21 protein-coding genes, 3 tRNA genes and 1 pseudogene are annotated in these 21384 nt (G+C 70.8%); 13 read left to right on the top strand and 12 right to left on the bottom strand.

Annotated elements, in window-relative coordinates; genetic code table 11:
• The first annotated feature begins 292 nt into the window (after positions 1 to 292).
• From ABZU43_RS05975 to ABZU43_RS05965, 3 genes are all read left to right on the top strand, one after another.
• Positions 293 to 1126, top strand: a complete 834-nt coding sequence (locus tag ABZU43_RS05975; protein WP_355005423.1) for a class I SAM-dependent methyltransferase — start codon at positions 293 to 295, stop codon at positions 1124 to 1126.
• Positions 1127 to 1130: 4 nt separating this feature from the next.
• Positions 1131 to 1949, top strand: coding sequence for an MOSC N-terminal beta barrel domain-containing protein (locus ABZU43_RS05970; protein WP_355005422.1), 819 nt, complete (start codon positions 1131 to 1133; stop codon positions 1947 to 1949).
• A 110-nt stretch (positions 1950 to 2059) separates the two neighbouring features.
• Positions 2060 to 3049, top strand: a complete 990-nt coding sequence (locus ABZU43_RS05965) for an expansin EXLX1 family cellulose-binding protein (protein WP_355005421.1) — start codon at positions 2060 to 2062, stop codon at positions 3047 to 3049.
• A 4-nt stretch (positions 3050 to 3053) separates the two neighbouring features.
• Here the strand turns inward: ABZU43_RS05965 and ABZU43_RS05960 are convergent, their stop codons facing one another.
• The 4 genes from ABZU43_RS05960 to bcp all read right to left on the bottom strand — a co-directional run bounded on the left by ABZU43_RS05960 (position 3054) and on the right by bcp (position 5161).
• Positions 3054 to 3581, bottom strand: coding sequence for a GNAT family N-acetyltransferase (locus ABZU43_RS05960; protein ID WP_355005420.1), 528 nt, complete (start codon positions 3579 to 3581; stop codon positions 3054 to 3056).
• A 90-nt stretch (positions 3582 to 3671) separates the two neighbouring features.
• Positions 3672 to 3754 (bottom strand) — tRNA-Leu (locus tag ABZU43_RS05955).
• Positions 3740 to 4585: a hypothetical protein gene (locus ABZU43_RS05950; RefSeq protein WP_355005419.1), complete on the bottom strand. Its 846-nt coding sequence runs from the start codon at positions 4583 to 4585 to the stop codon at positions 3740 to 3742. The genes ABZU43_RS05955 and ABZU43_RS05950 overlap by 15 nt, the downstream gene beginning before the upstream one ends.
• 99 nt (positions 4586 to 4684) lie before the next feature.
• Positions 4685 to 5161, bottom strand: coding sequence for a thioredoxin-dependent thiol peroxidase (gene bcp, locus ABZU43_RS05945; RefSeq protein ID WP_091393498.1), 477 nt, complete (start codon positions 5159 to 5161; stop codon positions 4685 to 4687).
• Positions 5162 to 5408: 247 nt separating this feature from the next.
• On the opposite strand from bcp, the gene ABZU43_RS05940 reads away from it, so the two are divergent.
• The 4 genes from ABZU43_RS05940 to ABZU43_RS05925 are packed head-to-tail and all read left to right on the top strand — an operon-like array spanning position 5409 to position 8093.
• Positions 5409 to 6125 (top strand): energy-coupling factor ABC transporter permease, encoded by a 717-nt coding sequence (locus tag ABZU43_RS05940; protein WP_355005418.1) that lies wholly within the window; start codon positions 5409 to 5411, stop codon positions 6123 to 6125.
• On the top strand, positions 6122 to 6553 hold the full coding sequence (locus ABZU43_RS05935) for a PDGLE domain-containing protein (protein WP_355005417.1): 432 nt from the start codon (positions 6122 to 6124) through the stop codon (positions 6551 to 6553). The genes ABZU43_RS05940 and ABZU43_RS05935 overlap by 4 nt, the downstream gene beginning before the upstream one ends.
• 14 nt (positions 6554 to 6567) lie before the next feature.
• On the top strand, positions 6568 to 7338 hold the full coding sequence (gene cbiQ / locus ABZU43_RS05930) for a cobalt ECF transporter T component CbiQ (RefSeq protein ID WP_355005416.1): 771 nt from the start codon (positions 6568 to 6570) through the stop codon (positions 7336 to 7338).
• A complete protein-coding gene (locus tag ABZU43_RS05925) occupies positions 7335 to 8093 on the top strand; it encodes an ABC transporter ATP-binding protein (RefSeq protein WP_355005415.1) in 759 nt (252 codons plus the stop codon). The genes cbiQ and ABZU43_RS05925 overlap by 4 nt, the downstream gene beginning before the upstream one ends.
• A 153-nt stretch (positions 8094 to 8246) precedes the next feature.
• On the opposite strand, the gene ABZU43_RS05920 is transcribed toward ABZU43_RS05925, so the two are convergent.
• From ABZU43_RS05920 to ABZU43_RS05905, 4 genes are read right to left on the bottom strand one after another with little or no spacing between them, the layout of a single operon-like run.
• Entirely contained in the window at positions 8247 to 9335 is a 1089-nt protein-coding gene (locus ABZU43_RS05920) for a hypothetical protein (protein WP_355005414.1), read from the bottom strand.
• Positions 9332 to 10048 carry a thioredoxin domain-containing protein gene (locus tag ABZU43_RS05915; RefSeq protein WP_355005413.1) on the bottom strand — a complete coding sequence of 239 codons (717 nt, stop codon included), beginning with the start codon at positions 10046 to 10048 and terminating at the stop codon, positions 9332 to 9334. The genes ABZU43_RS05920 and ABZU43_RS05915 overlap by 4 nt, the downstream gene beginning before the upstream one ends.
• On the bottom strand, positions 10041 to 10565 hold the full coding sequence (locus ABZU43_RS05910; RefSeq protein WP_355005412.1) for a MauE/DoxX family redox-associated membrane protein: 525 nt from the start codon (positions 10563 to 10565) through the stop codon (positions 10041 to 10043). Before ABZU43_RS05910 ends, ABZU43_RS05915 begins: the two co-directional genes overlap by 8 nt.
• Positions 10566 to 10597: 32 nt before the next feature.
• Positions 10598 to 11188 (bottom strand): sigma-70 family RNA polymerase sigma factor, encoded by a 591-nt coding sequence (locus tag ABZU43_RS05905; protein WP_355005411.1) that lies wholly within the window; start codon positions 11186 to 11188, stop codon positions 10598 to 10600.
• A gap of 172 nt (positions 11189 to 11360) precedes the next feature.
• On the opposite strand from ABZU43_RS05905, the gene ABZU43_RS05900 reads away from it, so the two are divergent.
• The 3 genes and pseudogenes from ABZU43_RS05900 to ABZU43_RS05890 all read left to right on the top strand — a co-directional run.
• The gene (locus ABZU43_RS05900) at positions 11361 to 13028 is read left to right on the top strand and encodes a copper resistance protein CopC (RefSeq protein ID WP_355005410.1); all 1668 of its coding nucleotides are present in this window, start codon (positions 11361 to 11363) and stop codon (positions 13026 to 13028) included.
• 17 nt (positions 13029 to 13045) lie between these two features.
• Positions 13046 to 13780, top strand: coding sequence for a YcnI family protein (locus tag ABZU43_RS05895; protein ID WP_355005409.1), 735 nt, complete (start codon positions 13046 to 13048; stop codon positions 13778 to 13780).
• A 692-nt stretch (positions 13781 to 14472) separates the two neighbouring features.
• Positions 14473 to 14780: pseudogene (locus ABZU43_RS05890) on the top strand (hypothetical protein); the annotation flags it as partial.
• Positions 14781 to 15069: 289 nt separating this feature from the next.
• On the opposite strand, the gene ABZU43_RS05885 reads toward ABZU43_RS05890, so the two are convergent.
• The gene (locus ABZU43_RS05885; protein WP_355005408.1) at positions 15070 to 16353 is read right to left on the bottom strand and encodes a glycosyltransferase 87 family protein; all 1284 of its coding nucleotides are present in this window, start codon (positions 16351 to 16353) and stop codon (positions 15070 to 15072) included.
• Positions 16354 to 16425: 72 nt separating this feature from the next.
• Between ABZU43_RS05885 and orn the strand changes: the two genes are divergently transcribed.
• A complete protein-coding gene (gene orn / locus ABZU43_RS05880) occupies positions 16426 to 17016 on the top strand; it encodes an oligoribonuclease (RefSeq protein WP_355005407.1) in 591 nt (196 codons plus the stop codon).
• A gap of 104 nt (positions 17017 to 17120) precedes the next feature.
• A tRNA-His gene (locus ABZU43_RS05875) sits at positions 17121 to 17193 on the top strand.
• 113 nt (positions 17194 to 17306) lie between these two features.
• On the opposite strand, the gene ABZU43_RS05870 is transcribed toward ABZU43_RS05875, so the two are convergent.
• Both ABZU43_RS05870 and ABZU43_RS05865 read right to left on the bottom strand, forming a co-directional pair.
• Positions 17307 to 18599 carry an Ig-like domain-containing protein gene (locus tag ABZU43_RS05870; protein ID WP_355005406.1) on the bottom strand — a complete coding sequence of 431 codons (1293 nt, stop codon included), beginning with the start codon at positions 18597 to 18599 and terminating at the stop codon, positions 17307 to 17309.
• 249 nt (positions 18600 to 18848) lie between these two features.
• Positions 18849 to 20111, bottom strand: a complete 1263-nt coding sequence (locus ABZU43_RS05865; RefSeq protein ID WP_355005405.1) for an Ig-like domain-containing protein — start codon at positions 20109 to 20111, stop codon at positions 18849 to 18851.
• 187 nt (positions 20112 to 20298) lie between these two features.
• Here ABZU43_RS05865 and ABZU43_RS05860 point away from each other — a divergent pair.
• Positions 20299 to 20374: transfer RNA gene (locus ABZU43_RS05860), tRNA-Lys, on the top strand.
• Between the two features lie 85 nt (positions 20375 to 20459).
• Here the strand turns inward: ABZU43_RS05860 and ABZU43_RS05855 are convergent.
• Positions 20460 to 21308: a LysR family transcriptional regulator gene (locus tag ABZU43_RS05855; protein ID WP_355005404.1), complete on the bottom strand. Its 849-nt coding sequence runs from the start codon at positions 21306 to 21308 to the stop codon at positions 20460 to 20462.
• Positions 21309 to 21384 lie beyond the last annotated feature (76 nt).

The raw sequence follows: 21384 nt of genomic DNA, 5'->3' as shown, positions 1-21384 counted from the left end.
TGTGGGTCGAAGAATTCGGTGTCGGCATCGGTGTACCGCTGAGCACCAGACATGCCGGCGATGCTACTGATTGAGTGCGCCTGACGTGCACCCTCGTCCTTTCGGCTATCGCACGCCCGCCGACCGGTGCGGCGAACCCGACCCTGCGTTCGGACGGACTGCCGGTAACGCCGGCCCGGGAACCTTTTCCAGGCCCTATTCTGCTGCCCCTGCGGACAGGTGAAGGCAACGTGAACATCGGCTTTCGCGAGGACGCTCCCGCTGCCGCCCGAACCCTGCTACAACGGCACCCGTGGATCGAATCAAGCTCCGACGGGCCGTCGCGCGTACTCCACTCGCCCCGATCGCCGCCTTTCCCAAGAGGCTTCGCACTGTCGCACGGCACGACGCGAAGATGCTGCGCCGCTCGGCGCGCTGGCTGCTGACCTCCCGCGAGCACCACAACTACACGTACGACCTCACCTCGTTGAGCCGCAACCACCTCGCCTGGTTCGTCAGCGTGGTCTGCGACATCCCGGTCAGACAGGTACGGGCGTACCTCGGCGAGATCGAGTCGGACGACGGCCTGCGCCAACACCTCCTGGCGGCGATCGCCGCCTCCGACCGGCGCGGCCTCGCCGACAAGGAGATCCGCTACGCCCGGCGGATCGGTTGGTACGCCATCGTCCGTGCCACCCGCCCCGCCCACGTCGTCGAGACCGGCGTCGACAAGGGACTCGGCAGCGTCGTCCTGGCGTCCGCCCTGCTGCGCAACGCGCAGGAGGGGCACCCGGGCCGCGTCACCTCCCTGGACATCAACCCCGAGGCCGGCTACCTCGCCGGGGTCGCGCCGTGGTCGGAGGTCGTCGACCTGGTGATCGGCGACTCGATCGCCTCGATCGGCGCGTTGGACCGCCCGGTCGACCTGTTCCTGCACGACAGCGACCACAGCCGTGCCCACGAGAAGCGTGAGTTCGACGCCGTGGAACCCAAGCTCGCACCCGGCGCGATCCTGCTCACCGACAACGTCACCAGCACCAACGTGCTCGCTGAGCACGCCGAACGCACCGGCCGGCGGTTCCTCGCCTACCGGGAGACCCCGGCCAACCACTGGTACCCGGGCGACGGGATCGGCGTGGCATGGTAGCCGGGTGCGGCTGACCTCGATTCACACGTACCCCGTCAAGGGCTGTCACCGGCTCGACCACGACGGCGCGTTCGTGCACCGGTGGGGTCTGGCCGGCGACCGGCGTTGGATGCTCGTGGACGCCGACGGGGTCGGCGTCACCCAGCGGGACACGACCCGGCTCGTCAGCCTGCGCGCCTCCGTGCACCCCGGGGGTCTGTCACTGCGCGCCGACGGGCACCCCGACCTCGACGTGCCCGAGCCGGCCGGCGGCGAACCGGTCCCGGTCCGTACCTTCCGCAGCCGCACCTTCCCGGTCCCCGCGCTGCCCGCCGGCCACGCGGCCGACGACTGGCTCGGCGCCCTGCTAGGCCGACCGGTCCGACTGGTCTGGCTGGCCCAGCCGACCCGCCACCTGGCCGCCGGGACCCGCGAACACGACACCGGTGACCAGGTCAGCTTCGCCGACGCCTACCCGGTGCTGCTGGCCAACGCCACCTCCCTCGACGCCCTCAACGACTGGCTGGCCGAGGCGGGGGAGGAACCAGTACCGATGACCCGCTTCCGACCCAACCTGGTCGTCGACGGTGCGCCGGCCTGGGCCGAGGACGACTGGGTGGGTCGGCGGCTGCGCATCGGCGACCGGACGTTCCAGGCCGCCGGGCCGTGCGACCGCTGCGTGGTGACCACCACCGACCAGGAGACCGGGGTACGCACCAGGGAGCCGCTGCGCACCCTCGGGCGGCACCGCAACGTCAAGCAGAAACTCCTCTTCGGACTGAACCTGGTGCCGCTCGACAGCGGACCGCTGGCTGTGGACGCCCCGGTGGTTCTCGCGCCCTGACCGGGAGCCGACCAGCAACCGGCACCCCACGGTCACCGTCCGTCGATGCTGTCTTAGCTTTGGCTTAGCCCGCTTGTCCGTACCCGACCGGGTCCGGCAGCATCGCCGTCGTGACGGACGGAAGCGCTGTCGACATCAACATCGACCTGGACCATCCTCCAGAGGACCGGCCCGCGCCGTCGTCCGGCGCGAAACCCTGGCTGGTAGCCACCGGCGTCACAGTCCTCGCGGCGACGCTCGGGCTCACCCTCACCCTGCGATCCGGCTCCACCCCGGCCTGCGCCGCCGGCCGGACGCTGGCCGCCGCGCCACCCACCGGCAACGCTACGCACACCGGCAAGGCCACCTTCTACGACTCCAAGGGCGCCGGCGGCAACTGCTCGAACCCGGCTGCCCCCGCCAACCGGCTCTACGTCGCGCTCGGTCCGACGGAATACTCCGCCGGTGCCGCCTGCGGCGGATTCCTCGACGTCGTCGGCCCCAAGGGCACCGTCCGGGTGCTCATCATGGACCAGTGCCCGGAGTGCGAGCCCGGCCACCTCGACCTGTCCCGCGAGGCGTTCGCCCGGATCGCCGACCCCGTCCAGGGCCTCGTTCCGGTGACCTACCGCGCGGTGGTCAACCCGCCTCTGCCCGGACCACTCAGCTTCCGGATCAAGGAGGGCGCGTCGCAGTGGTGGTTCGCCGTCCGCGTCGGCAACCACGGCAACCCGCTGCGGTCCGTCGAGGTCCGGCAGCGCGACAGCGACCCCTGGCAGTCGGCCGCCCGGCAGGACTACAACTACTGGCTGATCGCCTCCGGCGCCGGGCCGGGCCCGTTCACCGTCCGGGTCACCGACGTGTACGGCAACCGGGTCACAGCCGGCGGCATCCGAATGGCACCGGGCCAGGTGCAGAACAGCACGATCCGGATGTACGGACCCGGTGCCGGTGCCGCCACCCGCCGTCCGTCCGCGTCGACCCGTCCGCCAAGCAGCCGACCCGCCGTCACGCCGACGCCGACCCGTCGCTCGGTCGAGGTGGCGAGGACGAGCGCTCCGGCCACCGACGCGCCGACCACCAGTTCGGCCCGGGCCAACGCCCGGTGGTGCGAGGGCTGACCGCTCAGCCGGCCACCGTCAGATCGAGCCACATCAGGATCTCGTCCCGGTCGTCATCGGGGGCCACCCGCAACGCACCCGGAAGCCGGCCGACCTCCCGGTACCCGAGGCGACCGTAGAACTTGTCCAACCCCAGCCCGTCGCGCACCGTGACGTGCAGTGCCTCGTGGCCCAACGCCCTGCCCAGTCGCTCGGCCTCCACCATCAGCGCCGAGCCGTAGCCGGCGCCCTGGGTGTCCGGGTGGACCATCACCCGCTTCACTGTGCACCAGTGCGCCGTGAGCGGAAAACGGTTGTCACTGAAGATCAGCATTGCCGCCAGCCGGTCCCCGGAGTAGCCGACCAACAGCTGGTCCGGTCCGTCGGCGATGCCGGCGAAGGTCGGATCGGCGGTGACGTGCACGTCGGCGGCGGTGACAGGTGGTACGAAGCCGACCGCCCCGCCCGCATTGCTGACGTCCACCCAGAGGTCGACGATCTCGGCGCGTAGCTGCGGGGTCAGGTCAGGATCAAGGACGAAGCGCAGACTCACGCTCGCCATCCTGACCCAACGACCAGGGCCACGACCCGCGGCAGTGACGCGCCCGACAACCGTGCGCGGGTATGTGATCGGTGTTGCCTGTGCGGGAGAGGGGATTCGAACCCCCACATCCTTCCGGATACAGGTTCCTAAGACCTGCGCGGCTGCCGTTACGCCACTCCCGCCAACTCCCTGAGTCTAGAGTGTCTGGCTGCGACGGTGTTGAGCCCGGCCTCCTTGAGAATGGTCGAGATCGTGCCGTGACCAACTCTGCATCCCCCACGGGGCAAATCGCGAAGGATGCCGGACAGCCGCTTCGGCCCGACATCCGGGTGCTCCAGCGCCTGTTCTATTACCGCCTCACGATGAGCCCTCGAACGCCAACCACGGTTCGGACGTGGTCTCAACACCCCGTCCTGCTCCAGTCTTCGCCGAATCTTGTGCAGATACGCCGGGGTCCAGCCCAACTGTCGTGCTGCCGCCGTGGCCGTCACCTGTTGGGCATCGACCCGGCCGCACACGTCGACAATTTCTTGGCGAGTGGCCGGTCGGCGTTCGGAGCCGGACTCGCGTTCCTCTCCATCGGTCGGCGTCGCGACGATGGGAAGTTCAGAAGAACGGTTCCGGCGGCCGGCGTAGGTGTCGGTCTGGCTGTGGCAGTTCGGGCAGAGAATTCGCAGGTTCGGCGGCCGGTTGTCGAGGAAATCCCCGTTGATGTGGTCGACGTGCAGGATGAGCGAAGCGCCCCGCCACGCCGGCCCTATCCCGCACCCCTCGCACTCCTCCAGCACGCCGATCGTGCCCAGCGCCCACTTCAACCGCGCGCCTGGCGTCCGCCGGGACCCGTCGGGCAGCACGACCAGGAGCTGCGAGGAGGTGATGCGCCGTTCGCCACGTCGCCCCTTGTTGTGTGCCTGCCTCGTGAAGTGCGACGTGTCGATGCCGAACCGCTTGAGCTGTCGGCTGATGTGCGCGTGTGAGCCACCACTGACCCGAACGCCGAGCAACCGCATCACCTCGGTGATGTTGCGGGCGACGGCGGCAGCGGCGGCCAGTGCTTCCGGTGTGTACTTGTATCGGACCACTGACGGAACGTAGCGCCCCGGTGCGACAGGTCAGTCCAGGCCGAGGTCGCGGCGGAGCTTGGCGACGTGCCCGGTTGCTTTGACGTTGTAGAGCGCCCGCTCGACCTTGCCGTCGGCGTCGATCACGAACGTCGAGCGGATCACGCCGGTGACGGTCTTGCCGTAGAGCTGCTTCTCGCCGTACGCGCCGTAGGCGGTCAGCACCGACTTGTCCGGGTCGGACACCAGCGGGAAGGTGATGGCGTCGCGCTCGCGGAACTTCGCCAGTTTCTCCGGCTTGTCCGGGGAGATGCCGACGACCTCGTAGCCGGCGGCCTGGAGTGAGGCGAGTGAGTCGCGGAAGTCGCAGGCCTGCTTGGTGCAGCCGGGAGTCATCGCGGCCGGGTAGGCGTACAGGACGACCTTGCGACCTCGCAGGTCGGCGAGGGAGAGCTGGTCGCCGGTGTCGGTGGCGAGGGTGAACTCGGGCGCGGGGTCACCGGGGGAGAGTCGGTCGGGCGAGGTCATGGCCCCGACCCTACCGCCGTGCCGGCCAGCGCCATCACCGACGACGCGGGCCGTCGCTACGTCTGTTGGCTGGGATGCGGGGGGTGATCATCAGGGGGTCGGCTGGTGGAAACCCGCCGTTCATCCGCCTGACCAGGTAGAGGTGATCAAGGCCATGCCCTGTTGCCAGACTCTGGCAACAACTACTCCTGGGAAATAGGCTGTCCCACGCCGGCCCGGTCGGGCCCGCTGACGCGTAGGAGGTCGCGTGGAGACACTGGCGATGCACATCTCGAACGGGATCATCGACGGTCCCGTGGCAGCGATCTTCGCTGCGCTCGCTCTTGCCGCGCTTACCTTTTGCGTTCTGCGCGGCCGGCGCGACCTGGACGACCGGCTGGCCCCGATGGCCGGCCTGGTGGCGGCGTTCATCTTCGCCGTCCAGATGCTCAACTTCCCGATCTTCACGGCCGGTGTCAGCGGCCACCTGCTCGGTGGGGCGCTCGCCGCGATGCTTGTCGGTCCGTGGGTCGGCGCGCTCTGCGTCTCCGTGGTGCTGGTCGTGCAGGCGCTGGTCTTCGGCGACGGCGGCGTGGCGATGCTCGGCCTCAACATCACCAACATGGCGCTGCTCGGCACCGCCGCGGCGTACGCGCTGATCGCGCTGCTGCTGCGGGTGCTGCCCCGGACCCGGGCTGGTCTGGCGGTGACCGCGTTCGTCGCCGCGATGCTCAGCGTGGTGGTCGCGTCCCAGGGCTTCGTCGTGCAGTACTGGCTGGGCGGCACCACCGACCTGGGCGGCAACCTGGCCGGCCTGGCCGGCACGATGGCCGGAACCCACCTGCTGATCGGCATCGGCGAGGGCCTGATCACCGCGACCACCGTGCTCACCGTCGCGAAGGTGCGACCCGACCTGGTGTACGCGCTGCGCTCCCTGCGCACCCCCACCACCCCCGCTGTCCCGGTCTCCGGAGGTGTCCGATGAAGAACCGTTCCTGGGCCTTCCTGGCCGGCGGCCTGCTGGTCGCCCTGCTGCTCGCCGGCGTGGTCAGCAACTACGCCTCGTCCCACCCGGACGGGTTGGACTCCTCGCTGCTCAAGGGCTGCACCGTCGACGCCGACGACAACATCGTGGCCGGCAGCTGCCCGGCGCAGCAGGCGAAGGACCATGAGCTCGGGGACAGCCCGCTCGCCGACTACGGCGTACGGGGCATCGAGAACAGCTTCGTCTCCACCGGCCTCTCCGGGGTGCTCGGGGTGCTGGTCACCTTCGCTATCGGGGCCGGCGGGTTCTGGCTGCTGCGCCGTCGGGGCGGCACGCCGACCGACGCTGACGCGGCCACGCCCACCGGGGACGCCACGCCCGCCGAGGATGACGCGGCGACGACGTCGCGCGCCGCCACGACAAGCTGAACAGGGGTACGCGGATGGGAGCCGGTCACGGGCACGTGCTGTACCGCGAGTCGGACTCGCCGGTGCACCGGCTCCCGCCCGAGGTCAAGATCGTGGCGATGGTGGTCTTCACCCTCGCCGTGGTGGCCACCCCACGGGAGGCGTTCTGGGCCTTCGGCGCGTACGCCGTGCTGGTGGCGGCGGTGGCGGCGCTGGCCCGGGTGGGCCCATGGTGGTTGCTCAGCCGCGCGTTGATCGAGTTGCCGTTCGTGTTGTTCGCGGTCGCCCTGCCGTTCCTCGGCAGCGGCGACCGGGTCGAGGTGCTGGGCCTGCGGCTGTCCGAGGACGGGCTGCACGGCGCGTGGAACATCCTGGCCAAGGGCACCCTGGGGGTGCTCGCCTCGCTGCTGCTCGCCGCGACCACCACCACCCGCGACCTGATCGTGGGGCTGGACCGGCTGCACTGCCCGCAGGTGCTCACCCAGATCGCCTCGTTCATGCTGCGCTACCTCGACGTGCTGGTCGGCGAGGCGCGGCGGATGCGGGTGGCCCGGATCTCCCGTGGAGACGACCCACGTTTCCTGTGGCAGCTGCGTGGCTTCGCGGCCGGGATCGGGGCGTTGTTCCTGCGCGCCTTCGAGCGCGGCGAGCGGGTCTATCTGGCGATGCTGTCCCGCGGCTACACCGGGAGGATGCCCGCTGTGTGGCAGGGCGAGGGTGCGGCGAGCGCCGGTCAGTGGCTGGTCGCGGCGACCGTACCGGTGTTGGCGGCCTCCATCGCCGCGACCGCCGTCGTGCTGTCATGATCGGTGTTGTGCAGACCGCTGTCTCGCTGGACGTTCGGGGTGTTCGTTACGCGTACCCGGACGGGCACGTCGCCCTTCAGGGGGTCGACCTGAACGTGCCGCGGGGCGACCGGGTGGCGCTGCTCGGGCCCAACGGCGCCGGCAAGACCACCCTGGTGCTGCACCTCAACGGCATTCTCACCCCGACCGAGGGCAGCGTGAGCGTCGGCGGGTTGACCGTCACCCCGGATCGGGCCACCCTGGCCGAGGTCCGCCGCCGGGTGGGCATCGTCTTCCAGGACCCGGACGACCAGTTGTTCCTGCCCACGGTGGCGGAGGACGTGGCGTTCGGGCCGGCGAACCTGGGTCTGCGCGGGGCCGAGTTGGCCGCCCGGGTGGACGAGGCGCTCGCCGCGGTGGGGATGAGTGAGCACCGGGGCCGGGCCCCGCAGCACCTGTCGTTCGGGCAGCGTCGCCGGGTGGCGGTGGCCACCGTGCTCGCCATGCACCCGGAGATCCTGGTGCTCGACGAGCCGTCGTCGAACCTGGACCCGGCGGCCCGTCGGGAGCTCGCCGAGATCCTGCGCGGCCTGCCGGTGACCCTGCTGATGGTCACGCACGACCTGCCGTACGCGGCGGAGCTGTGCGAGCGTTCGGTGATCCTCGACGACGGCCGGATCGTCGCGGACGCCCCCACCACCACCCTGCTCAACAACGCGCCCCTGCTGGCCAGACACCGCCTGGAACTGCCCTACGGCTTCACCCCCCAGCCCTGAACCCCGCTCTCAGCGACCAAACCCCCGCCATGCCCCGCGCCATGCCCGCGCCCCGCCGATCTTGCACTTTCTGTCCCCGCCTTTCGGGGTGAAAGCCGCATATGGCCAACCCAAAGTGCAAGATCGGCGCGGGCTGGGGGCGCGGGGGGGGGGTCAGGGGGCTGGAGTTGGGACTGCTGGCGTGGTGGTGCGGGAGGTGGCGTGCAGGCGCAGGACGCCGGCGGCTGTCGCGCCGGCCCCGGTGATCAGGAAGAGCGCCACCATCACCCGGGCGGCCGCGGGCGACCAGGGCACCGGGGCGATGGCGCGGGCGAACACTGCGGCGTTCGACGCTCCGGCGAAGAGCGCCAGGCAGGCTCCGGCCAGCGCGACCACGAAGTCGGCGGCCGGGCGGCGGCTCAGCGCGTACCAGCCGGCGGCGATCGCGCCGAGGCCGGTGACCAGGGGCCAGATCTGCCCGGAGAGCAGCCCGACGAGCACTCCGCCCACGCCCTGGGCCCCCGCGTCCAACTCCCGTCCCACCGGGTACCCGACGGCCAGCGCGCCGCCGACGATCAGCAGCACGCCGAGCGCGGACAGCGCGCGGGCGCCGGCCGGGGCGGTGGCGGCGAACAGGCCGAGCGCGCCCACCGCGAGCAGGCCCACGATGGTCACGGCCCACCAGGTGTACGCGTCCGGCGGCGGCACCCAGTCCAGCGTGCCGCCGATCACCATCGGGTCGGTGCCGTCGCGAAGCGGGATGGTCCAGTCCCGGACCCGGTGCTCGCGGTCCGGTGCGGCGCGTACCGCGGCCGGTGGTGCCGACTCCTGCCACAGCGCGCGTTGGTCGTGCCAGCGCGCTGTGGTGCCGTCGTCGACCCGTTGCCAGGAGGGTGCGGCGGCCGGGTCGGCCTCGGCCGGGAGTTCGGTGTCCCCGTCGATGGTGCGGTTCAGGTACGTGGCGGGAGAGTGGCTGTTCTCGAAGACCCCGTCCGGGCCGACGCGCAGGTACGGCTCGCCGGAGTAGCCGATGACCTCGATGGTGCGGCCGGTGCGGTTGGTCAGTTCCAGTCGGGCGCCCGCCTCGATGACGCGTACCTCAAGCCCTGGCCGTGCCGGTGCGACGCCGGTGGTCCGGGTGCGGTAGTCGGTGCCGTCCGGTGCGTCCGCGCCGTGGGCGGCAGCGGGCGCCGCGCTGATCACTGTCGCCAGGCCGGCTGCGGCGGCGACCAGGCCGGCGCGGCCCAGCAGGGTACGGATCACTTGCCGGCCGCCGCCACGGCTGCGGTGAGAGCGTCCGGGGTGGGGTTCTCGACGGGTTGACCGTTGACCTTGACGGTCGGCGTGCCGGTGACGTTGCTCCGGCTGGCGTCGTCGGTGACGTGTTCGGTCCAGCCCTTGTACGTCCCATCCTTCACGCAACTGCCGAAGGAGCCCCGGTCGAGGCCCACGCTGGTGCCGATGTCGATGAGCGTGTCGTCGGTGAGCCCGGCGCTGCCCTCCGGCGGCTGCTGGGCGAAGAGCGCCTTGGCGTACTCGTGGTACTTGCCGCCCGCCGCGGCGCAGCCGGAGGCGGCCGAGGAGCGGGTGGAGTACTGGGTGGTGGAGAAGCGGTTGAGGTACGCGACCGGGTGGTAGACCACTTTCGCCTTGTTGTCGGCCACCAACTGTTCGAGGGTGGACCCGCTGGTCTGCTCGAACTGCTTGCAGGCCGGGCAGAGGAAGTCCTCGTAGACGTCGACGGTGACCGGCCCGCCGCCGGTGACGATGCCGGTGCCCTCCGCGTTGGCGCCGGGTGGGGTGGTGAAGTCGTCGGAGCGCTGGCTGGACCAGACGGCCCAGCCGATGCCGGCGGCGATGACCAGGACGACGACCGCGGCGGCGGAGACCCAGATCGTGCGGCGGCGGCGCCGCTCGCGGGCCAACTGCTCGCGGACCACCCGGGCGGCGTCCCGCTGCCCCTTGCGACTACTCATCCTCGTCCTCCACAACGGGTTCGCCGGACAACCACCCGTCCACCGATACCGGCGTACGTGGCCAGATCAGCAGGAATCCGGCCAAGACCAAGAATCCCAGGTCCCGGAGGATCTCCGGGAGGTAACTGGGTGCCTGCCCCGCTGCCAGTTGCCCGCCGCTGCCGAAGCAGCCGCAGTCGATGGCCAGCCCCCGCGCCCAGGCCGAGGCGATCCCCGCGATGAAGACCACCAGCAGCGCGGCGGACACCCCGGCGACAAGCCGGGTGGCCAGCCCGAGCAGCAGCAACACGCCCAACGCCAGCTCGACGAAGGGCAGCGCCGCGCCGATCACTGTCGCCACGTCGTACGGCATCACCTGGTACGCGTTGACCGCCCGCCCGGAGGCGGCGAGGTCGCTGACCTTCGACGCGCCGGCGACCAGCCAGACGGCGGCGAGGCCGAGTCGGGCCGCGATGCCGAGCCACGGGCGGACCAGTGGCCAACGGCCCGACCGGGTGGAAGGTGGTGTCACGCTCATTTGTCGTCCCGTCCGCGCCGGAAGTTCCGCGTTCAGCCGGTCAGGGCGTCGCCGACCGCCTCGACCAGGTCGTCCCGGGCCCGGGCGACCCGGGACCGGATGGTGCCCACCGGCACCCCTTCGACGGCGGCGGCCTCGGCGTACGACAGGCCGAGCAGTTGGGTGAGCACGAACGCGGCGCGCCGCTCGGGGCCGAGGCGACGGACGAGGTCGGCGGCGCCGAACTGGCCGGCCGGGTCGGGGTGCGGTCGGTCGGTGTACGCGTTCGCCGCCAGGCGCTCGTCGAGCCGCCGACGCCTGATGACAGTGCGCAGGTGGTCGGCGCAGGCCCGGCGGGCGATGCCGAGCAACCAGGTGCGGGCGCTGGAGCGACCCTCGAAGGCGGGAAGTGCCCGGAACGCCCGCAGGTAGGTTTCCTGGGTCAGGTCGTCGGCGCTGTCCGGGTCGACCAGGGCGGCGGCGAACCGCCAGACCTCGGCCTGGGTCAGGCGGACGAACGCCGCATGGGCGGTCGGGTCGCCGTCGCGGGCGGTCAGCGCCCACTCGGTTGCCGGGTCCCGGGCGACCTCGTCGGCCGGCTCTGCCGGACTGACGGCACCGGAGTCACGCGGGACAGGGATCACGACACACCAGGTTACGCGGCGGCCGGCGGCGCGTCAGGGTCGTTCGACCCTTGGATGGTCTGCGCCACGTCGGGAACTTTTCTCCGTTCCGGGCCGACTACCAGTTCATGACGTGCGACCACCGACGCCCCCACCCCCCTCGGGTCGCCGAAAGGCACACCTATCGGCGACCATGTCCGGCATGACTGTCGCCCCCCGCCGCTGGGCCGCCAGGCTGGCGGCAGCCGCCGGCCTGCTCGTCACCGTCGTCGCCCTGTTGATCGCGCCAGCCACCTCCGCCAGCGCCCACGCGGTGTTGGAGAGCAGCAGCCCGGCCGCCTCCTCCATCGTGCCGAGCGGGCCGTCCGAGGTGGTCCTCACGTTCAGTGAGTCGGTCCGCAAGGTGCCCGGCAAGATCCGGATCATCGCACCGGACGGTTCCCGGGCCGACCGGGGCGAACCGTCGTTCGGTGACGCTGTCGTGACCATCCCGGTGGACCCGGCCGGCTCGCGCGGCACCTACCTGGTCAGCTTCCGGGTGATCTCCGCCGACAGCCACCCGGTTTCCGGCGCGTTCACCTACTCGGTCGGCGCGCCCTCGACCCCACCCGTCGACTCCGGCACTGACAGCCGCGCCAACCCGGTGGTGGAGACGGCGGTGAAGGTCGCCCGCTTCCTCGGCTACGCCGGTCTGGTGCTGCTGGTCGGGCCGGCGCTGGTGCTCGCCGCCCTGTGGCCGCGCCGGCTCTCCCGCCGGGGGCCGACCCGGCTGGCCTGGACCGGCCTCGGTCTGGTGGCCTTCGCCACCCTCGCCGACCTGTGGTTGCAGGTGCCCTACACGGCCGGTGGTGGTCTCTTCGACGTCACCGGCGAAGGGTTCGGCACTGTCTTCGGCAGCGCCTTCGGCGCCGCCCACCTGGTCCGACTCGGCTTGCTGGCAGCGTCCATCTTCCTGCTCCGCCCGCTGCTGGCCCGGCCCGCCGGCCGCGCGGACGCGATCATCCTGGCCGTGCTCGGCGGCGCCGCCCTGCTGACCTGGCCGCTGGCCGGGCACGCGGCGGCCTCCCCGGCGCCGGCGGTCTCGGTGGTGGTCGACGCGGTCCACCTGGGCAGCATGGCGGTCTGGCTTGGTGGCCTGCTCATGCTCGCCGTCTTCCTGCTGCGCCAGGCCGACGAGCGGGAGCTGGGCGCGATCCTGCCGATCTGGTCGCGCTGGGCGGCGCTCGCCGTCTCGGCGCTGCTGCTGGCCGGCACCGTTCAGGCGCTGATCGAGGTGGCCACCCCGCAGGCGCTCTTCGACACCACGTACGGGCGCCTGCTGCTCGCCAAGATCGGGCTGTTCGCGATTGTGATCGCCGTGGCCGCGTACTCCCGGAAGTTGGTGCGCAGCCGCGTCGCGGCGCAACGCCCGGTACCGGTGCGCCGGGCGGTCCTGGTGGAGCTGGCCGTCACCGTCGTGGTGCTGGCCGTGTCCGCCACGCTCGTGCAGACCACGCCCGCGCGCACCGCCGCGGCCGGGCCGTCCGCCGGGGCCGAGTCCGGCCTCTTCAGCACCAGGCTCGCCAGCCCGCTCCTGTCCGTCGAGGTCGAGGTGAGCCCGGCCGGGCGGGGCAACAACACGGTGCACCTGTACGCGTACGACAAGGCCAACCAGCCACTGCTGGTCGCGGAGTGGAAGGCGACAGCCGCGCTGCCCTCGGCCGGGATCGAGCCGATCGAGGTGCCGTTGCTGCGGTTGACGGACAGTCACGCCTACGGCGACATCAGCATGCCGACGTCCGGCGACTGGCAGCTGAAGATCACCGCCCGAACGACCGACATCGACCAGGCCACGGTGACCGCCACCGTGCCCATCCGTTAGAGAGGTTCGCGAAACCCATGACCCGATTCCGGCGTACCGCAACCGCCGCTGCCGCCCTGGCGTTCACCGCCGCCGCCACCGCTGTGCTCGGCTTCGCCGGACCGGCGTCCGCGCACGTCACGGTGAACCCGAAGGAGGCAACCCAGGGTGGCTACGCCCGGGTGGCGTTCCGGGTGCCCAACGAGAGCGACACCGCGTCGACCACCAAGCTGGAGGTCGTGCTGCCGGAGAACGCCCCGGTCGGCTCGGTGTCGACGATGCCGGTGCCCGGCTGGACGGTCGCCACGGAGAAGCGCAAGGTGGATCCGCCGATCGAGGTGCACGGCAGTCAGCTCACCGAGGCCGTCTCCAAGATCACCTGGACGGCCTCCGCCGACGCCGGGGTGAAGCCGGGTCAGTTCCAGGAGTTCCCCGTCTCGATGGGGCCGCTGCCGCAGGTCGACTCGATGGTCTTCAAGGTCCTGCAGACCTACTCGGACGGCAACATCTCGCGGTGGATCGACGAGCCGGCGCCGGGTGCCGAGGAGCCGGAGAACCCCGCTCCGGTTCTCACCCTGGCCGCCGCGGCGGCACCGGCGGGTTCGGCCTCGCCCAGCGCGGCAGTGGCCTCGCCGGACGACGATGACGACGACGACGGCAACGGGCTCGCGGTCGGCCTCGGTGTGGCCGGTCTCGTCGCCGGCCTGGCCGGTCTGGTGCTGGGCGGGCTGGCGTTCACGCGTACCCGCCGGGAGCCGGTCGCGAAGGTCTGACCCTGTTTCACCCGCTGGCCCGCCGGATCTTCCGGCGGGCCAGCGTGCTTTCCGCAGCCAATGTCGACCGTGCCGTGGATATCCCCTGATCAGACGGTGTACGTCGGTAAGGTCGGCCGGGTATTTGGCTGCGGAGGGGGACGGTGCGGATGCGGTTCGTGCGGATGATCGCCGGAGTGCTGCTGTTGGTGGTGGGGATTCCGGCGCTGTTCGCCGGTGGCGGGCTGTGGCTGGTGACCCGACACGCCGACCCCGGCGGGTCCTTCGCCGCCCGGTTCGAAACGGTCCGCACGCCCGGTCACGCGATCGTCGTCACCGACCTCGACCGGTTGCTGCGGCAGGAGGCGCCCTTCGCGCGTACCGCCCAGACCCGGCTGCGCCTGGACGCCCGCACCACGGGCGGGCCGGCCTTCATCGGTCTGGCGCCCACCGCCGAGGTGCGTGGGTGGCTGGAGGCGGTGCCGCACGCCACGGTCCGCCGCGTGGCGCTGGCCCGGGGTCCGCTGCCGGTCCGGCTCGATCCGGCCGGACCGGCCGCCGACACCCCGGGCGTCGCGCCGGCCGACGGGTCCGTCACGCCGCTGGGCCAACCCTTCTGGGTACGCGAGGGGATCGGTTCGCTGGACTGGAGCGCGGACGACCTCGCCGGCGAACCCATGAGTCTGGTGGTGATGCGCCCCGACGGGGAGGGCGACCTCGCTCTGGACCTGCACGCCGAGTTGCGGGTCGGGTGGACCGGCCCGGCCACCTGGGGTCTGCTGACGGTCGGCGTGCTGCTGGTGGTGTGCGCGGCGCTGCTTCTGCTGCGGCCGCTACGGCCACGCGAGGTGATCTTCGTGGTCGAGCCGGATCAGGTGCCGGTGCTCGCCGGCCGGCTCGGGGTCACCTCGCTGAGTGGCCTGGGCCCCCGGCAACCCGAGCCGACCTCGCCGTTGCCGCTCCGACAACTCGCCCCGGTCGGCTCCGGCGCCCCGGAACCCGCCCGGTCGGCGATCGGCGCGGCCCGCGCGGCCACCCTCGCCGACCTGGCCGAACCGGTCCGGCTGCCCCGCCCGCCGGAGGTGACGTTGAGTCTCGCCTGGCCGCCGGCCGACGTGGACGAGCCCACGGCCCGGCCGGTGGCGGCCGCACCGGGCGACGACCCGGCCCGTGGCGGCCCGGTCGGGTGACGGCCCGGCCGGTGGTGGTGGGTGAGACGGCGAGTGGCCCGCCGCGCTGCCGACGCGGCGGGCCACCCTCACCGGGGGAGCGGTGCTACCCGAGCGACGCTTGAGGTAGATGAGGACAGATTAGCGGCGAACATGGCTACTCGGGAGGTCTGTCCATTTGGTGCGATTTTCCGCATCGAGCCCCGAGCGCACCGGCAACGCCGCCAGCAGCAGCAGGCTGAGCAGCACGTAGGTGTTCTGCACGACGAAGTCCACCGGATCGTGGGTGCGGACCGGTCCCGCGCCCCAGGCCTGGAACGTCACCACGCCGTAGATCGTCACGGCGGTGATGCCCAGCGCGAGCCCGGCCAGCCACCGACGCCGACGTGCCTCGTCCGGGCGGTCCGCGCTCAACGCCGCGTCGGCGAGCAGCACCACCGCCGGCACGAACCAGTAGATGTGGTGGGTCCAGGTGATCGGGCTGGCCAGGGAACCGACCAACCCGGTCAACGTCAGGCCGGTCAACGCGTCACCGGCCCGCGCCGCGCGGGCGGCCCGCCACAGCCCGTAGCCGGCGACCGCGGCCACCAGCAGCAACCAGAGCAGCCGGTCCGGCTTATCCGGCTCGGTGAACCGGCTGAGCAGGCCGAAAAGCGACTGGTTGCCGACGATGTCGGTGCGTCCCACCCGCTCGGTGGTCCACAGCTCGTGCGTCCAGAACCGCCACGAGTCACGAGGCGCGATCGCCGCCGCGAGCACTGTCGCCGCCGCCGCGGTCGCGATCGCCACCGCCGCGGCCCGCCACCGCCGCGTGGCCAGCAGATAGACGATGAAGATGCCGGGAAAGAGCTTGAGGGCCGTCGCCAGCCCCACACCCACCCCGGCCCAGCGTCGCGCCTGCGGCACCGCGAACAGCAGATCGGCCAGGATCAGCACGACCAGCAGCATGTTGATCTGGCCGAAGGTGATCGTCTCGCGGATGCTCTCCACCGCCAGCACCAGCAGAACGGCGACGATCAGGGTGAACCTGCGGGGCAGGGCGTGTCGGGCGATCACCGGCGTCACCAGCCACCGGGTGGTCAGCACCACGGCCAGCACTGTGAGCGCCGTGAAGATCGCCACGGTGGCACCGAGCCGTAACAGACCGAACGGCCACAGCAGCAGCGCGCTGAAGGGTGGGTAGGTGAAGTACAACTCGCCCTGCACCCGGTCGGGCTGGACGTAGTCGTAGAGCGGGTGGCCGACGCGCCACCAGTCCATCGCGGACATGTAAATCTTGAGATCGAAGAAGTTGTGCACGAGGCCGGGCAGGTACAGCGCTGGCAGCACAGCGCCGAGGGCCACCACCGCGACCAGGCGACGGACCGTACGGCCGCCGGGATCGTCTTCGGTGACGGCGGGCGGTGCGACGGGTTCTGCTGGCACCCCGAAACCCTAGCGGTCCGGTCCGCCGAGAGCGCGCAGCCGCGAGGCGTGGGCTGCGCGTAGGCTGTCCCGGTGGCTGATCTCCTCGTCTGGATCGACTGTGAGATGACTGGGTTGGACCTCGGCAGGGACAAACTGATCGAGGTTGCGGCACTGGTCACCGATCCCGACCTCAACGTGCTGGGTGACGGTGTCGACGTGGTCATCCACGCCGACGAGGCGGCGCTGGAGGGGATGCCGGAGGTCGTGCAGACGATGCACGCCAGGTCCGGCCTCACCGAGGAGGTCCGTCGTTCGGCGGTCACCCTCGCCGAGGCCGAGGACCTGGTGCTGGAGTACGTCCGCACCTTCGTCAAGGATCCGCGTACGGCTCCGCTCTGCGGCAACTCGATCGCCACCGACCGGGGCTTCATCGCCCGGGACATGCCCCGCCTCGACGCCCACCTGCACTACCGGATGATCGACGTGTCGTCGATCAAGGAACTCTGCCGCCGCTGGTACCCCCGCGTGTACTTCGGCCAGCCGCAGAAGGGTCTCGCGCACCGGGCGCTGGCCGACATCCGGGAGAGCATCCGGGAGTTGGAGTACTACCGGCGTACCGTCTTCGTTCCGCTGCCCGGCCCGGACGTCGAGACCGCCAAGGCCATCGCCGCCGAACTCTGACCGCGGCCGCGCTGACCGGCAACCCGCTGGACGTGCCTGGCTGTGGTGTGGCTATTATTGGTCCGCACCCCGCCCGGAGCGTTCGACCGGGCGACGGCGGCATGGTGGCTGTAGCTCAGTTGGCAGAGCACCGGGTTGTGGTCCCGGTTGTCGGGGGTTCAATTCCCCTCAGTCACCCAGTTAATTTCACTGCTCAGGCCCCCTCCTCGGAGGGGGCCTGAGTCGTTGTGGGGGCCAGACAGGGGACGACGCGAAAGCCCCCTCCGAGGAGGGGGCTTCCGTGTGCTGGCTCAGGCGGTCGGTGTGGGGGACGGGGTGACCGCCCCGTCCGGGGCCGGGGTGGCGGCGTCCGGGTCGGCCGGAGGCTCGTACGGGAGGGCGCTGCCCTTGACGTACTCGTCCCAGCTCATGTTCCAGTCGGTCCAGCCGTTGCCGTTCTGCAGCTTGCGCTCGGTGCCCTTGACGGTGATCGGGTCGCCGATCTGGGTGTTCTTGAAGAGCCAGTCGCCGTTGGCCATCGACACGTTGACGCAGCCGTGCGACACGTTCGTGGTGCCCTGCTGGCCCTCGGACCAGGGTGCCGCGTGGATGAACTCCCCGCCCCAGGTGAGGCGCTGCGCAAAGTCAATCTTGGTGCGGTAGCCCTCCTCCGGGCCCAGCTCCTCGAACGTGTCGAAGACCGTCTTGCGCAGCTTCTCGATGACGACCATGGTGCCGCTGGACGACGGGGTGCTCTTCTTGCCCAGGCTGACCGGGATGGTCTTGATCACAGAGCCGTTGCGGGTCACCGTCATCCGCTTGGTCTTGTTGTCGACGGTCATGACCACCGCAGCGCCGATCTTGACGTCCACCGAGAGGTCTGCGCGGCCGTACCAACCCGCACCCATCGGCAGGCCGCCGGCCTGCACGCGGTAGGAGACCTTGCTGTTGGGCTTCCAGAACTCCTTCGGCCGGTACCGGATCTCGGTGGGGCTGACCCAGTGCCAGATCCCCTCCTGCGCCGGCGTCGAGGTGACTGTCATCCGGCGCTGCACGTCGTCGCGGTAGTCCTCCGGGATGTCCCGGCTGAACTTCACGATCAGCGGCATGCCCACCCCGACCACCTGGTTGTCACCGAGGAAGCTGCTCACCCGCACCTGGTTGCCGGGCTTGGCCATGGTGGTGAAGGTGCTCGTCGCGGTGGCCGGAAGCCCGTCGTCGCCCTTGGCGGTGACGGTGGCCGTGTAGCTCGTGCCGTAGGCCAGCGCGCCAGCCGGAAGCCACGACTTGCCGTCCTTGGCGAGGGCGCCCTCGACCGCTTTGCCGGCGGGGTCCTTCAGCTCGACCGCGGTTTCCACGGCGTCTTTCGTGGTGAAGGTGATGCCGGTGGACGCCGCCACGTCCTTGGCGTCTGCCGCCGGCTCACTGATCGTCGCCGCGGCCTTCGGTGCCGGGTTCTCGCCGCCCCCGTGCCACGAGGACGACTTGCCGCCGTCGCCGTCGGTGCAGGCCGAGGTGAAGGCCAGCGCCACGGCGAGGAGCCCTGCCGCGAACACGCGGCGTCGCCCACCGGGCCTGATCAGCTGGTCCTGGCTAGCTCGCATGAAGTCCCTCACAGTTGTGGTCGCTGCCCCATCGTCTCTTACTGACGCGCCAGAGCCGGCCCCGGTTGCCGAGGGTGAACCGAAACACGCCGTCAATAGTGCCCGAATACTGCTACTATCCGGCGTTTCATGAGCCTGGCTCGTCTCCGTGCCGGGAGTGCGGGGGTCGCCGCGTCGTCATCGACCGGCGGGAGTGCAAGAGTACGCCGGCCCGGCCAACGGCCGAGCCGGCGCAACGAGGCCGACGGCTCAGACCGCCGGGCCGGCCCCGCCACTGGGCACCGGCAACGCGCTGCCCTTGATGAACTCCGACCAGCTCAGGCTCCACGCCGTCCAACCGTTACCGGCGGTGATCCTGCGCTCGGTGCCCTTGATCGTGATCGGGTCACCGATCCGGGTCTTGTCGAACAACCACCTGGCGTTCGCCATCGACACGTTCACGCAGCCGTGCGAGACGTTCTGCCGCCCCTGCACGTGCTCCGACCAGGGCGCGGCGTGGATGTACTCGCCGCCCCAGGTGAGCCGCTGGGCGAACTGGATGTCGGTCACGTAGCGGTTGGCCGGATCCGGGTCGTCGCGGGTGTCGAAGACAGTGGCTTCCTTCTTCTCCATCACCACCATCGTGCCGCTCGACGACGGGGTGCTCTTCTTGCCCAGGCTCACCGGAATGGTGCGTACCGGCGTGCCGTTCTCGAACACCGTCATCTTCTTGTTGGCGTTGTCGACCTTCATCTCGAACGAGCGGCCGATCTTGGCGGTGGCCTTGCGGTCGATGTCGCCGTACTTGCCGTTGCTCAAGGGCATCCCCGCCAGGGCGATCCGCACGGTGATGGTGGTGCCCGGCTTCCAGTACTCCGGAGCCCGGTAGTAGGCCTGCGTGCCGTTGCTGACCCAGTGCCACGCGCCCGGCTGCGGCGGGTCGGTCTTGACGAACATCCGCTTCTGCACCGCCGCCCGGTCCTTCTTCGGGATACCCGGGTGGAACTCGGTGACCACCGGCATGGCCACCCCGTAACTCTTGTCATCGAAGAGGTACAGGCCCGACCCGATCGTCGACTTCGGCTTGGCCATCGTGGTGAAGCTGCTGGTGCCCTGGCTGCTCGTACCGTCCGACGCGCTGGCCGTCACCGTGGCGGTGTAGCGGGTGCCCCACTTCAGCGGAGCGGACGGCACCCAGGACGAACCATCGCTACGCAGCTTGCCCTCGATCGAGCCGCCGCCGTCCGCCGTCAGCGTGACAGCTGACACCTTCCCGCCGTCCGGGAGTTTCGCGCTGATCTCCGTACTCACCGGCCTGTTCTTCGTGCCGTTCGCCGGGCTCAGCGTGAGCGCCGGCCCACTCGGTGTGCTCGGTGTCGAAGGTGCGGCTGAGCCGGGGGTGGCGCTCACGTCCGGGGACGCACCGCCAACGAATTCCGGCTTCTTTCCGTCGCCGCCGCATCCGGTCAGTGCCAGCGCCGCCGCCAGAGTCAGGGCGCCCACCACCGCCCCGGCTCGCGTGAACCGTGCCATGCCCACCTCTGTTCTCGCGTACCTGGCGGACATCGTGCCGCATCGACGCCGCAACCCACGTCCCGATCTTGACGGTGGTGCCCGGTTCGGGGCTTTTGCCGGCAAAGCTCGACCGAAGGGGGGACCCGGGGAACCGAATTGGAGGCCGCTCGGGAGGGGTGCTAATGTTCTCTCCGTTGCCGAACGAGCGCCGCTAGCTCAACTGGCAGAGCAGCGGACTCTTAATCCGCGGGTTCGGGGTTCGAGTCCCTGGCGGCGCACCAACGATGAAGGCCTTGACCTGGCAGATCCTTGCCAGTTCAGGGCCTTTTTCGCGTACGCCGGTGCGACGAGGTGCGGTGCCAGCGGCTAGAGGCGGACTGCGGCTCGTACCAGATCAGCGACGGCTCGGGAACGGCTGTGCGGGGGCCAGGCGATGACAGTGGTGACTTCCGGCGCGTCCACGATCGGCACGGCGACGAGATCATCGTTCAACTGGGATCGGGCGGAGTCAGGCACGACCAGCAAGGTCCGGCCAAGGGCGATCAGCTGGAAAAGTTGTGAGTGGCTCTGCGCCTCAGGACCTGGGCCGTCGGGATAGGTGCCGTCATTCCCGGGCCAGCGCGGTAGAGGCAGGTCGGGCAGCTTGGTCACCTCGCTCAGCTGCAAACTCCTGCGAGTGGTGAGGGGATGGCCGGCCGGGAGGATGGCGACCTGGCCCTCGGTGTGCAGTTCCTCTGTGTCGAACCCTGTCAGGTCGTCGAACGGGTGGTGAAGGATCGCGACATCGGCACGGCCGGTCCGCAACAGCCGTTCCTGTTCGCCGGGGCCACACAGCATCACGTCGACGTCGACCGATCCCGGTTCGGTGGCGTAGGCGTGCAGCAGCTTCGCGAGCAACTCGCTGGTCGCTCCCGCCTTGGTCGCCAGGACGACGCTGGCGCGACCAGTGACGGCGAGGGCTGCGCGGCGGGTGCGATGTTCGGCAGCTTCCACAGCGTCCAGCGCTGCTCGTCCTTCGTGCAGCAGGACCGCACCGGCCTCGGTCAGCGTCACCGACCGGCTGTCACGCTTCAGCAAGGTGACGCCCAGGCGGCGTTCGAGCTGACTGATCGCCCGCGACAGTGGCGGCTGGGCTATGCCCAGGCGTTGCGCCGCTCGGCCGAAGTGCAGCTCCTCGGCCACGGCGACGAAGTACCGCAGCTCCCGTGTCTCCACGTGTCGAGCCTAGCCGGGAACGGAGGCGCGACGATACCTTCAGGGTATCGCCCATGACTCAGGTGGTCTTGGACGG

Source organism: Micromonospora sp. NPDC005205, assembly GCF_040608275.1.
In the GTDB taxonomy this organism is placed as follows: Bacteria; Actinomycetota; Actinomycetes; order Mycobacteriales; family Micromonosporaceae; genus Micromonospora.
Note: the sequence above shows the minus strand (reverse complement) of the source record. Positions and strands in the feature narration are given on the sequence as shown.